The sequence below is a fragment of the Pseudomonas sp. AC239 genome, assembly GCF_979258545.1.
Map to the genome: position 1 here is coordinate 148876 of NZ_OZ409864.1, position 12529 is coordinate 161404.

Genomic DNA, 12529 nt, shown 5'->3' on the forward strand with positions numbered 1-12529 from the left:
GGGTACGGATAGAATCCGTGCGGAAAAGTGATCGGAGCGCTCGCAGCTACAGGATTTCAGCTCCGCCATCACGTCAAATCTCGGCTAACACCGGCCAAAATCAAGATAGCAGACGCCTTTTGCTTCGAAATGGAGAGCACCCATGCAACAGATCAACAACCTCGCAGCGAAGATCGACAAGTTCAAGTCGCAGATTAACGCTTCGGTGCAGCGCGTGGTCGACAGCGGTTGGGTGGTATTAGGGCCGGAAGTCAAACGCTTTGAAACAGCATTCGCTGAGTATCTGCAGGCTGGCCATTGCATCAGCGTCGCCAATGGAACCGACGCCATCGAGCTGGCGCTCAAGGCACTCGGTGTCGCTGAAGGCGATCAGGTCGCTACAGTGGCCAATGCCGGCATGTACACCACCACATCGGTACTGGCCATCGGCGCAACTCCGCTGTTCATGGATGTCGACCTGGACACTCATGTGGTCACCTTGGCGAGCGTCGAGCAAGCGATCGAAGCCGGGGCCAAAGCCGTTGTCGTTACCCACCTGTACGGTCTCGCAGTGCCGGACATCAAGGCCATCGCGGCGTGCTGCGCGACGCACAAGGTTGCTCTGCTGGAAGATTGCGCCCAGGCTCATGGCGCCGAGCGCGATGGTCAACGCGTGGGTACCTTCGGGGACGCTTCCAGTTTCAGCTTCTATCCAACGAAGAATCTCGGAGCCTTGGGCGACGGCGGCGCTGTCGTGACCAATTCGGCTGCAATTGCCCAGCGTGTTGCGCAATTGCGCCAATACGGGTGGTCATCCAAGTATTGCGTGGAGCTCGCAGGCGCCCGCAACAGTCGCCTCGATGAAATGCAGGCGGCCATCCTGTCCGAATTTCTGCCGCACCTTGATGAGGGCAATGCGCGCCGCCGCGAAATTGCCCAGCGCTACCGCACCGAGATTCGCCACGGTGACATCAACCACTCGCCAGACACGGGCCTGGCCTCGGTTGCCCACCTGTACGTGATCAAGTCGCCGAAACGTGACGCTCTGCAAAAACACCTGCGTGAAGCGCAGATCGCCTCAGACGTGCACTACCCGATCCCCGACTACAAGCAGCCGGTATTCGGCCAACAGTTCGCCGGTCTCAACCTGGTCAACACCGAGCAACTGGCTTCGGTCATCCTCACGCTGCCTTGCTATCCGGAAATGACCGACGCCGAAGTCAGCAACGTGATTGCAGCCGCCAATGGATGGACTGCATGAGATATTCCGTCATCGTTCCAGTCTATAAAAACGCTGATTCGATTCCCCGGCTGATCCAGGCTCTGACCGACATGAACACCACACTCGAGAATCAGCTCGAGGTGGTGTTTGTGGTGGATGGCAGCCCTGATGACTCGTTCCTGTTGCTCAAACAGGCTTTGGGTAGCATGAAATTTTCTGCACAACTGCTCGCGCACTCGCGCAACTTCGGGTCGTTCCCTGCCATTCGCACCGGCCTGATGGCTGCCAAGGGTGATTATTTCGGAGTGATGGCCGCCGATCTGCAAGAGCCGCCAGAACTCTTGATCAGTTTTTTCAAGTCGCTGTCCAACGATGAATGCGACGTTGCCATCGGTACGCGCAATGCCCGCCAGGATCCGTTCTCCAGCCGGATGGCGTCGTCGATCTTCTGGGGCCTGTATCGCCGCCTGGTGGTGCACGACATGCCTGCAGGAGGGGTCGACATCTTTGGCTGCAACAAGGCGTTTCGCGAGCAGTTGCTGCAGCTGAACGAGTCGCGCTCGTCGCTGATTGCGCTTATTTTCTGGCTCGGCTTTCGGCGCAAGTTCATCGAATACGAACGGCAGACACGCCTGGAAGGCAAATCGGCGTGGACCTTCAAGAAGAAGCTCGAGTACATGATGGACAGTGTGTTCGCGTTTACCGATTACCCGATCAGACTGCTCACACGCATGGGCGCCATGGGCTCGCTCATTTCGCTGTTCATCGGCTTTATGGTGATCATTGCGAAATTGTCTGGAGCTATCGAGGTGCCAGGGTATGCCGCCACCATGCTGGTGGTGCTCTTGTTGGGCACACTCAATCTGCTCGGCCTTGGGCTCGTGGGCACCTATGCCTGGCGCGCCTACGAAAACAGCAAGCAGCGTCCGCTTGCCATCGTCTGCATGAAACTCGACAACAAGGAACATTCCAATGACTGAGCCGTTCATCCACGCCAGCGCCGATGTAAAGAGTTCGAAGATCGGCAAGAACACACGCATCTGGCAATACGTTGTGGTCTTCCCGGACGCGGTGATTGGTGACGACGTCAACGTCTGCTCGCACTCGCTGATTGAAAATGACGTGGTGATTGGTGATCGCACTACCATCAAGTCCGGTGTTTACGTGTGGGACGGCTTGCGGATCGGCTCCGACGTATTCATCGGCCCGAACGCCACGTTCACCAACGACAAATTCCCACGCTCCAAGGTATATCCGGAGACGTTTTCGCAGACGGTCATCCAGGACGGCGCCTCGATTGGCGGCGGCGCGGTCATTCTGCCCGGCGTCACCATCGGTACCGGCGCAATGGTGGGTGCAGGTGCGGTCGTTACCAAATCCGTACCTCCGTACGCCATCGTGACCGGCTCTCCGGCCCGTATAACAGGCTACGTGGAAAACTCCGCTTCCAGTGATGCCACCAAGACTCCTGCTGCCAAAACCCAGGAGCAGGATGATGCGGTAGTGCGTATCGGCGTCGGCGATGTCACCACCCACCGCTTCAAATACATTGCGGACATGCGCGGCGACCTCTCCGTAGGTGAGTTCCACAAGGAAATCCCGTTTACCCCCAAACGTTATTTTCTCGTGTTCAATGTTCCGAGCCAGAAAACCCGCGGCGAGCATGCCCACCACAAGTGCCACCAGTTCCTGATTTGCGTCAAAGGCAGCTGCGCAGTGGTGGTAGATGACGGCACCAACCGTGCCGAAGTGTTGCTCGACGCTCCGAACAAAGGCATCTATCTGCCGCCACTGACCTGGGGTATCCAGTACAAATATTCCGAAGATGCGGTACTGCTGGTGTTCACCTCGGACTATTACGAAGCTGACGATTACATCCGTGATTATTCAGAGTTCACCAAGCTGACTGCCAAAAAAAGCGCGCCGTGACCACACTGAAAAACAATCCGCAAGTTCGCCGCTGGATCAGCTTCCTGATCGGCGGCGGGCTCAATACCGGAATAACCTACTGCCTCTATCTGTTGCTCAGCTATGTGATCAACTACCAGATAGCCTATGCGATCGCCTATGTTGCCGGAATAGTCTTTGCCTACTTCTTCAACTCGAAAGTCGTGTTCAAGGTCGAGCACTCGGTGATCGGCATGCTTGTTTATCCGACCATTTATCTCGTGCAGTACGTACTCGGCGCAGTGTTACTCAATGTGCTGGTCGAGCACTTGAATATGCACAAGGCTGTCGCACCGATTCTGGTCATATTACTTCTCCTACCCTCAAGTTACCTTCTAAACAAAGTCGTTCTTAAGGCAACTCATAAAACCAAGCCCGCGAAGGATTAACAGGCGCCCCATGACATCAACTAATCTGGCGTTCACGCCGACGTCGTCGTTGCAACACAGAACGGCGCTGACTTTGCTGGCGCATTTCGGCCCGGCAATACTGACAGTCTTTTTCATGTGGCTGCCGTTTGGCTTCGCGCTGACAGGCCTGCTCGAAGAATGGGGTGTCATCGGTCTGTTCAGCAGGATCGGCGTGTTTTTCGTCACCGATGTCACCAGTGCGATGCCGGCCCATGCGCTGCGCCCACTGACAATTTTCCCTCACGCTCTGGGCTACTTTCTGGACCCCGACACGTTCAATTACTGGCATGTGCTGTTGATCATCGCCCTGGTCATCAAGGGATGGGCGCTGAGCGTCATCACAACCCGCATCACGGGTGCTTTGAAATGGGGCATGCTGGCGAGCATTCTGGTCATCGTTTTTCCTGCCGACACCATGCAGTTGTCGTTCAGATCGATTCACATCAACTGGGCATTGAGTCTGGTTCTGCTCGCCAGCGTCACCTTTTTGCATGCGCTTGACCAGCGCAGTCGCGCGCGCGCTTTTACATTCAGCATTCTCTCCAGCCTCCTGCTCGCTGCAGGCTGCGCAATGTATGAAGTCGCCTTGCTGCTGGCCGCTATTCCCGCACTGGTCGTTTTCGTTCAAGTCGGCTTCAGTGGCCTGATACCCCATCTCAAGCGATTTTTCGCCCACTACCTGATCTGGGCCGCTGGAGCGGTCGCCTACATCGCCTACGTCATCCATACCGCTCCGCTGGTCCAGACCTATCAGGGCGCAGTCGTCGGCGATAGCGCCCTGGCCTCGCTGAAGAGCCACTACAGCAAGATTTTCACTCTGGGCCTGGGACACAGCATCATCGGTGGCTGGATAGATGCTGTACGCATCACGCTCCGCGAAATCAGCAGCTACTGGTATCTGGCCCTCGCCACTCTGGTGCTGCTGGTTCTGATCCAGGTCGTCGCCCGTAAGTCGACCGCCCTGACTCCCGCAAACGAAAACGGCCGTAGCTGGTCCATGCTGGGTCGCATGATCGTCGTTGGCCTGTTACTGATTTGCATGGGCTACCTGCCCTTCATTTTCAACCTCGCCCACATGTCGGTCAGCCAGCGGACCTTCCTCTATGCAGCGCCTGGCGCAACCCTGTTCTTCCTCGCCCTGTTTGTCGCTGTGGACCGTTATTCGAAGATCGCCAGCACGGCTGTGGCCGCACTGCTTGTCTGCACAGGTCTGGCGGCCCAGCTATTCCAGTTTCAGCACTACATCGACATTTCGCAAAGACAACAACGCGTGCTGAAAGACATCGTCGAAAATTTCGATGGCAATGCTGTCAATAAAACGTTGGTGATCCTTGATTATTCCAATGAGCTGAACCATGACTGGATGTTCTTGAACCCCAATCTTTCAGCGGTTCTTTTCCACATCTACGGCAAGCCTGTCGACACTCTCGAGGTTTGCTATATGCCGAGTCATGAATGGCAGCAAACCGACTCGCTGGCACGCAAGGGTACCTGTGAACAAACCGCAGAGGGCTGGACATTTCACTATCCAACCCCCGCTGGCGGCCCGGGAGTTGCGACTACGCAGCAACTACCTGACAGGAAACTGGCAAAAGCCGACGTCGTGACGGTCGCCGTTGGCAAACCAGATCCGACACCGACTACGCCGGAACTGGAGGTCTACCGTCGCAACCTTGCCTCCAATGTATTGCCAATTTCAGCACGACTGCATGGCATTACTGAAAGCGCACCGTGGTTCAATTTCTTCACGTTCCGCAATCAGGAACACCGAGACGAATACTTCTGGGGCTTCGGCAAATACTGGAGCCTGGACGCGCCTATTGCAGGATCTGGCTGGCGCAACACGGAATGGGAGGCAAGCCGAGTCGGGCATACCTCGTCCGCCTGGAAAAACGCTCCCCATGCCACACTGAATTTTGACCTGGCGCCGACCCCGGGGCCATACGCAATCAGTGGTCTGTTCAACGCATTTGCCAATGAAAAAATTCGTGCCGAAATGCAGGTTTTGGTCAACGGTACCGTCATACCGGTGCAGTGGAGCGCGGACGGCAGCTTCGGAGGCGATTTGAATCCGCAATTGCTCAAGACCGGGCGCAATGTCATCGAGTTCGTGTCGGCAGTGGATAACAACTACTACGGACTTTCAGCCAGATTGGACTGGGTAAAAATAGCCAAGCAGCGCTGACCCATAGCCCCGATAAGCCGTTTGATCCTGGATGCTTCTTCGCAGGTGTCCGGGATACCGGCAACTTTAAATTATTCCCGCCGAGGATTCGCCTACCTGGATCCCGGCGTATCGCGCAAAGGCATTTGCAATGATTACGAAGTCTTCGGTACAGACTAGCGAGCCAGGCACGCTTTCCCGGCACACATTTACGAGCCGCTGTCTCGCCGATATCCTGCCTGCCGTAGTTGTGGTACTGATACTCTGGCTGCCCTTCGGATTCGCCCTGACAGGCTTGCTGGAGGAATGGGGAATTCTGGGCCTGTTCGTCAATAACGGTGTGTTCTTTTTCACCGGAACCACCAGCCCACTTGCAGCCCACGCACTCCGACCGCTGACGATTTTCCCTCAGGCTGTTGCCTACTGGCTGGACGGCAACTCTTTCGATTACTGGCATGTATTGCTGATGATTGCCTTGGTCATCAAAGGCTCCGCAGTCAGCTACCTGCTAAGAAATCTGACAGGCAGTATGAAGTTAGGGATGATTGCCAGTGTTCTGGTGATTATCTATCCCGCGGATACCATGCAGCTGTCGTTTCGCGCGATTCATATCAATTGGGCACTCAGCCTGGCTCTGCTGGGCAGCGCCTTGTTCCTTTTTGCTCTGAACCTGCAACGCAAGCTTCATGCGGGACTGGTCAGCGCTCTTGGCGCCACTCTTTTCTCTGCCGCCTGCTTCATGTACGAAGCGTCGTTGTTGCTCGCTTGTATTCCGGCACTGGTCATCTATTCAAAAGTCGGCATGAAGCGCGCACTGCAACAAATGCTGCACAAAGTAACTAACCACGGAATCTGGCTGCTCGGCGTGGGCGTTTATCTGGCTTACGTCATACATACCGCGCCCCTGGTGAAAAGCTATCAAAGCAGTCTGGCCGGGAAGGATCTCGTATCTACCCTGACCACCAACTTTCCCAAGCTGTTCAGCGTTGGACTGATGCGCAGTAGCCTTGGTGGCTGGTTTGATGCCGCCAGAATCACCGCTCTGGAGTTTGTTAACTACGGTTATCTGATCACCAGCAGCCTGCTGTTGACTCTCCTCATCACCCTTCTCGCCAAGCGTTACGCTCAACCGGTTGGACCAGCGCGCTTTGCCGATCTGTCAATGAATGCGCGGCTCGCGCTATCGGGATTGGCGCTACTGCTGCTAGGTTACGCTCCGTTTTTGCTTTCCGGCGCACACCTCGTCATAAATCAGCGGACGTTTCTGTTCGCAACGCCGGGCGCAGTCCTGCTCTGGCTCGCGGCCATCAACACGGGCTTGAGTCTGTCCAGACCGCTGACCAATGCCTGCATAGGCTTTCTGTTTGTCACTGGCATTTCATTCCAGCTTTATCAGTTTCACCACTACGTTGAAATCTCAAAAAAACAGATGGGTATCCTGAAAGACATTGCCAATCACTTCGACGGGCAACTCAACAACAGGACAATGCTGATTCTCGATTACGGCAATCAGCTCAACCATACATGGATGTTTATCGCCGACGGCCTTAACGGTTCGCTTTCATACCTTTACGGCAAACCCGTCTCAAACATTCAGGTCTGTCACATGCCCAGCGGCGAATGGCAGCAGACCGACGCAGTACAAAGAAAAGGTCGATGCATCCAGGGCGATAACGGTTGGACATTCGAATATCCAACGTCGGTTAGTGGCCCTGGCTTCCCGACTACGACCCAGCCGAAGAGCCTTACCATTGCAAAATCGGATATCGTCACTGTAGAGATCGGCAGGCAAACGCAGGCTGACTCCGTCACAGATGCATCCAACAGCACTAAGCCAGTAATGCCTGCGAACGTGCTGCCTGACCGCTATCAAAGCATCGTCGATGTAATGAATGAAAAAACTCACTTCATTCGCTTCAAGGACATGGTCGTCAACGATGACTATCGGTGGTCATTCGGGAAATGGTGGAGCATGGAACTTCCAACTCAAGGGTCAGGCTGGCGCGAAACGAGTTGGGATGTGAATTACTTTCATCACCAGCCATCAGCCTGGAAGAGCGAAAAGCAGTCCAGCCTGATATTCAGGTTCGCTCCGAAAGAGGGTCGGCAATACGTTCTCGAGGGCAGATTCAGTCTGTTACTCAACAATGCGATCATGAACAGCATGGCAATATCGATCAATGGTTCACCCGTTACTCTTTCGTGGGGCGAAATGGGCAATTTCAAAGCAATGATTGATCAGGGCGTACTGCGCCACGGCCCCAACGTCATCGAGTTCAGCTCATTGACCGATGACAACTATTTCGGATTGTCCGCAATTCTGGAAGGAATCCACATCTCCAGACAACATTGAGCTGAAGCAAGTAGCGGAAACAGGCGTTCGAAAATCCTGGACGCCTGTGATGCTGCTATCTGGGAGACAGTCAGCGCTCAATCACGTGGGGCGCAGAAGCCTTGATGACTTTGCGGTAGACAGCGGCGTAGGCCTTCACCATGTTTTCAGCTGCAAAGACGCTTTCATATCGCTGCAGTGCTCGACGCCCCATCTGCAGAGCCAACGGGGTATCATGCCAAAGCCGATTCATTGCCTCAGCCAATCCGTCAGAGCTGCGCGGAGCGACCACGAGCCCGGTTTCACCGGCGATATTGATAAAGGTCGTACCCGAGCCGATTTCACAGGAAATGAGCGGTTTGCCGTACATCGCCGCCTCGAGCAGCGAAATGCCAAATGACTCCGAACGCAAGTGTGATGGAAACACAAAGGCATAACACAGCGTCAACAGCGCAGCCTTGTCCTCATCACCCAAGCCTCCCAGAAAATGCACATTGGCAAGGCCGAGCCGCGCAGCCTGCTCTTTTAGTTCGGACTCCTGATGCCCGCCCCCGAGGATCACCACTGGCAAACCGCTGATCTTTGCCGCATCCAGCAAGTAATCGAGCCCCTTGTAATATCGCAAGGCACCGACGAACAGGAAGAACTTAGAACCCACCCTGCTCCGCCAGAAATCAAGCCTGGTTTCGGGGACGACCGGATAGGTAGCCCTGTCCAACCCATAAGGAATGATTTCGACCTTGTCGCGGAACCGTGACAGCACCGGACTGCTTTGTGCGTAGTTAGGTGAAGACGCCACGATACAATCCACGCTGGAGAGAAAGCGATTCATCAGTGGCTGATACAACTTGAGCAGTGTCTTTTGCTTGACGATATCGGAGTGATAACTGAGTACCGAGGGTTTGCCATGCCGAGTCGCAAAATGGACCAGGTCCATATAAGGCCAGGGGAAGTGGTAATGCACCACATCAGCCTCTTTGGCCAATTGCGAAAAATCCTTGAACGCGGACAGAGAGAATCCCGTCGAGGCAACATGCATATCCAGCCTCGAGCGATGGGTCAGGTGATTACCCACTGTTTCATTACGAGCAGCGCCCCGTTCACTGAGGTACAGCACTTCCGAGCAAAACCCGTGTTCCGCGCCGCCTTGGGCTATCTGGAAAATGACCTGCTCGATCCCGCCCATCGTTTCCGGGTAATAGGTTTTGAAGAAGTGCAGAACCTTGATCATTTGACGTCGATAACCTTTTGGTAGACCTGCAGGGTTTCTCGAGCACAACGCTCCCAGGAAAAGCCTTGCGCGTGCTTCATTCCCTTGATGACCGCGGCATCGCGCCAACACTGATCGGTCAGCCCGCGCTCGATAAGACCGGTCAGCGCTTCTACGTCCAGCGCGGCGCACATCAGCGCAGCATCACCCGCCACCTCGGGCAGCGAGGAGCTATTGGAGCAGACCACCGGCACCCCGGAGCTCATGGCTTCCAGAACCGGTAGACCGAAACCTTCATAAAGCGACGGAAACGCGAACAGACGTGCGCCGGCAAACAGCAGGGGCAAGTCTGCGCTGGGAACGAATCCGAGATAATGCGCCCAGCCTTCACGCCTGGCGCTTTCGAGCTTCTCGTGAATCGCGTCGTTGCGCCAACCGTGATACCCGGTAAGGATCAACGGCCAACGGGTTCGCAATGCAAGGGGCAATCGACCATAGGCGGCGAGCAAGGTCTCGATGTTCTTGCGTGGCTCGATCGTACCGACAAAAAGCGTGTAGCCATCGGGCTTCAAGCCATGGCGTGCAAGCACATCGCGAAGCTCATGCGGCGCGCGAGGAAAGAACTCCGGAGAGCTGGCCAGCGGCACAGTATGGATTCGTTCGATGGGCCATGAAAAATAGCTGGCCAGTTCCTGTCGCGTGAATTCCGAATCAGTGATCAAAGCATCGGCCCTGACCAGTGTGGTTTTCAGCTCTTTTTGCAGATAACGGACTAACTGCGGCGCGTGACAATGCGCCCAGGTGAAGGGCGACAGATCGTGAAACGTTGCCACGCTGCGCCCGGCAAAAGGCGGCAGATAATAATTGGGGCTGTGGTAAAGAAAATCCCCATGCCCTTTCAGGGCAGCCTTGCGCAACATCGGCATCAACAGCCGATAAGCTTCCACTGCCAAAAAGTTCTTCTGCACCGCACGCTTCAAGCCGTAACCACTGCCGGACTCATTGGAAGCTGTGGGAAGTTCAGGCAGAAAACGTCGACCGGCAAAAAATTGCAGGTCGGTAATTTCGGGACTTTGCTGAAGTCTCAGCGCAAGTTCATAGGTATAGCGACCGATGCCAGTCAGCGGAAAGCGGATCGGTTCAACTGAAAGAACTAGCTTCATTTATTCCGCCGCAAGCATCCAGCTCAGAGTTTCTTCCAGTCTTGGCGTATCCCAGCCCTGAACCAGCTCACAAAGACGGGTATTGTCGCCGCAGAGAATTTTGACTTCGTTGGCTCGGACGAACGCCGGGTTCACTTCGACTGCAAGCTGATGCCCCGTGATAGCCGAACACATGTCGATCACTTCACGCAGGGAATGACTCTTGCCCGAACTCACATTGACCGTCTGGCCAACAGGCCGCGCCTCGATCAAACCGCGATAAGCCTTGACCACTGCACGCACATCACTGAAGTCGCGAGATACATCGAGATTGCCCAGCTCGATCTTGTCCGCACGTTGCCGGAAATGAGCGACGATCTTCGGCAGCAGAAAGCTCTCGGCCTGGCCGACACCGGTGTAATTGAAAGGACGCGTCACCACTATCGGCAAGCGGTTATGCCAAAGACTGGCCATGTATTCCATGGCCAGTTTGCTGACTGCGTAATCGTTGGCCGGCGCTGGCGGCGTGGTTTCACTGAGCAACCCCGCCGAAGCATTGCCATAGACATTGGCACTGCTTGCCAGCAGCACGCAGTCCGGCACCTTGCCACAAGCTGCGACGGCTTCCAGCAGGTGACGGGTGCCGATGAGATTGACGCGGTAGAACGTATCGGCCGCACCGTGAGCCACAAAGGCGAGTGCAGCCAGATGAATTACCACGTCGGGTTGAATAGTTGCCAGTAACTCGCGCAAGGCAGAACCGTCAGCCAGATCAACCTGATAATAGCCAGGTTCATCCGACGGTTGTGTACCCATCCCTATCACTTCATAGCCACCGGCCTTGAGCTCAGCAGCCATGTACCGCCCGGTGAAACCTTGAATACCTGTGATCAACGCGCGCTTACCGGCAATACTCATCAGAACGAAAACCCTTTCTCATTTCGACGCAGATCCGCCTCGACCATCATGCGGCACAGCTCTTCAAGCGTGGTTTTTGGCTCCCAGCCCAGCGCCGCTTTGGCTTTGGCAGGGTTGCCGATCAACAGCTCGACTTCGGTAGGGCGGTAGAATTTCGGGTTGATCGTGACCAACACCTTGCCAGTCGCCAGGTCTGTGCCCTTCTCGTCTTCAGCCGCACCGCTCCAGGCCAGATCGATCCCGACAGCCTTGAAGGCCATGGTGACGAAATCGCGCACGGTTTCGGTACGGTTGGTCGCAAGTACAAAAGTATCCGGCTCGTCTGCCTGCAGCATGCGCCACATGCCTTCGACGTACTCTTTCGCAAAGCCCCAGTCACGCTTGGCGTCCAGATTGCCGAGTTCCATCTTGTCGAGCAGGCCCAGCTTGATCTTCGCCACAGAGTCGGTGATCTTGCGGGTAACGAACTCGCGTCCGCGCAGTGGCGACTCGTGGTTGAACAAAATGCCGCTGGTGGCAAAGATGTTGTAGGACTCGCGGTAGTTGATGGTCATCCAGTGCGCGTACAGTTTGGCAACGCCGTAAGGACTGCGCGGGTAGAAAGGTGTGCTTTCGATCTGGGGGATCGCCTGCACCTTGCCGAACATCTCGGAAGTCGATGCCTGGTAGAAACGCACTTTCGGATTGACGATCCGGATCGCTTCCAGAAGGTTCACACACCCCATGCCGGTAATGTCACCGGTAGTCAGAGGCTGATCGAATGACACGCCAACGAAACTCTGGGCTGCAAGGTTGTAAACCTCAGTCGCTTCAGTGGTCTGAAGCAGACGGATGCTGGCCGACAGATCGGTCAGGTCGTACTCGACCAGATGCAGATTGGGATGCTTTTCAATACCCAGCTCCTCAATGCGCCAGAAGTTGACAGAACTGGTTCGACGGTAGGTGCCGTACACCGTATAACCCTTTTCCAGCAGCAATTCCGCCAGATAGGCGCCGTCTTGCCCAGTAATGCCGGTAACGATAGCTTTCATGCGAATCCTCTAAACTCCATTAGAGAGCCTTTGCCAGGCTCCGTTGTGTCATGTGCGCCCATTGAGCTCTAAGTCGAAGAGCCATGAAATCTTGCAGATCATACAGAATGCGGCTCGGAACGACGATACCAAAGCTGTTCGCCAGGCGTAACAGGATCATTATGCCAGCAGCCC

At 55.4% G+C, this 12529-nt stretch carries 10 protein-coding genes; 6 read left to right on the forward strand and 4 right to left on the reverse strand.

Annotated features, from left to right (window positions below):
- Nucleotides 1–142 precede the first annotated feature (142 nt).
- From ACZ0AZ_RS00695 to ACZ0AZ_RS00720, 6 genes are all read left to right on the forward strand, one after another.
- On the forward strand, nucleotides 143–1240 hold the full coding sequence (locus ACZ0AZ_RS00695) for a DegT/DnrJ/EryC1/StrS family aminotransferase (RefSeq protein ID WP_039759986.1): 1098 nt from the start codon (nucleotides 143–145) through the stop codon (nucleotides 1238–1240).
- Nucleotides 1237–2181, forward strand: coding sequence for a glycosyltransferase family 2 protein (locus tag ACZ0AZ_RS00700; protein WP_039759989.1), 945 nt, complete (start codon nucleotides 1237–1239; stop codon nucleotides 2179–2181). Before ACZ0AZ_RS00695 ends, ACZ0AZ_RS00700 begins: the two co-directional genes overlap by 4 nt.
- Nucleotides 2174–3130, forward strand: a complete 957-nt coding sequence (locus ACZ0AZ_RS00705; RefSeq protein WP_039759990.1) for a WxcM-like domain-containing protein — start codon at nucleotides 2174–2176, stop codon at nucleotides 3128–3130. Before ACZ0AZ_RS00700 ends, ACZ0AZ_RS00705 begins: the two co-directional genes overlap by 8 nt.
- Complete coding sequence (locus ACZ0AZ_RS00710) at nucleotides 3127–3537, forward strand: GtrA family protein (protein WP_235374471.1); 411 nt, start codon at nucleotides 3127–3129, stop codon at nucleotides 3535–3537. The genes ACZ0AZ_RS00705 and ACZ0AZ_RS00710 overlap by 4 nt, the downstream gene beginning before the upstream one ends.
- Nucleotides 3538–3547: 10 nt before the next feature.
- Nucleotides 3548–5743, forward strand: a complete 2196-nt coding sequence (locus tag ACZ0AZ_RS00715) for a hypothetical protein (protein ID WP_129997329.1) — start codon at nucleotides 3548–3550, stop codon at nucleotides 5741–5743.
- Between the two features lie 130 nt (nucleotides 5744–5873).
- Entirely contained in the window at nucleotides 5874–8075 is a 2202-nt protein-coding gene (locus tag ACZ0AZ_RS00720) for a hypothetical protein (protein WP_129997330.1), read from the forward strand.
- Between the two features lie 70 nt (nucleotides 8076–8145).
- Here ACZ0AZ_RS00720 and ACZ0AZ_RS00725 read toward each other — a convergent pair whose 3' ends face one another.
- From ACZ0AZ_RS00725 to gmd, 4 genes are read right to left on the reverse strand one after another with little or no spacing between them, the layout of a single operon-like run.
- On the reverse strand, nucleotides 8146–9285 hold the full coding sequence (locus ACZ0AZ_RS00725) for a glycosyltransferase family 4 protein (protein ID WP_129997331.1): 1140 nt from the start codon (nucleotides 9283–9285) through the stop codon (nucleotides 8146–8148).
- Nucleotides 9282–10427 carry a glycosyltransferase family 4 protein gene (locus ACZ0AZ_RS00730; RefSeq protein ID WP_039759996.1) on the reverse strand — a complete coding sequence of 382 codons (1146 nt, stop codon included), beginning with the start codon at nucleotides 10425–10427 and terminating at the stop codon, nucleotides 9282–9284. The genes ACZ0AZ_RS00725 and ACZ0AZ_RS00730 overlap by 4 nt, the downstream gene beginning before the upstream one ends.
- Complete coding sequence (locus ACZ0AZ_RS00735; RefSeq protein WP_039759999.1) at nucleotides 10428–11324, reverse strand: GDP-mannose 4,6-dehydratase; 897 nt, start codon at nucleotides 11322–11324, stop codon at nucleotides 10428–10430.
- Complete coding sequence (gmd, locus tag ACZ0AZ_RS00740) at nucleotides 11324–12355, reverse strand: GDP-mannose 4,6-dehydratase (protein ID WP_039760002.1); 1032 nt, start codon at nucleotides 12353–12355, stop codon at nucleotides 11324–11326. Before gmd ends, ACZ0AZ_RS00735 begins: the two co-directional genes overlap by 1 nt.
- Nucleotides 12356–12529 lie beyond the last annotated feature (174 nt).

Coding starts and splice junctions, on each gene's coding strand:
- ACZ0AZ_RS00695 (WP_039759986.1), top strand. CDS start 143: ATGCAACAGATCAACAACCTCGCAGCGAAGATCGACAAGTTCAAGTCG.
- ACZ0AZ_RS00700 (WP_039759989.1), top strand. CDS start 1,237: ATGAGATATTCCGTCATCGTTCCAGTCTATAAAAACGCTGATTCGATT.
- ACZ0AZ_RS00705 (WP_039759990.1), top strand. CDS start 2,174: ATGACTGAGCCGTTCATCCACGCCAGCGCCGATGTAAAGAGTTCGAAG.
- ACZ0AZ_RS00715 (WP_129997329.1), top strand. CDS start 3,548: ATGACATCAACTAATCTGGCGTTCACGCCGACGTCGTCGTTGCAACAC.
- ACZ0AZ_RS00720 (WP_129997330.1), top strand. CDS start 5,874: ATGATTACGAAGTCTTCGGTACAGACTAGCGAGCCAGGCACGCTTTCC.
- ACZ0AZ_RS00725 (WP_129997331.1), bottom strand. CDS start 9,285: ATGATCAAGGTTCTGCACTTCTTCAAAACCTATTACCCGGAAACGATG.
- ACZ0AZ_RS00730 (WP_039759996.1), bottom strand. CDS start 10,427: ATGAAGCTAGTTCTTTCAGTTGAACCGATCCGCTTTCCGCTGACTGGC.
- ACZ0AZ_RS00735 (WP_039759999.1), bottom strand. CDS start 11,324: ATGAGTATTGCCGGTAAGCGCGCGTTGATCACAGGTATTCAAGGTTTC.
- gmd (WP_039760002.1), bottom strand. CDS start 12,355: ATGAAAGCTATCGTTACCGGCATTACTGGGCAAGACGGCGCCTATCTG.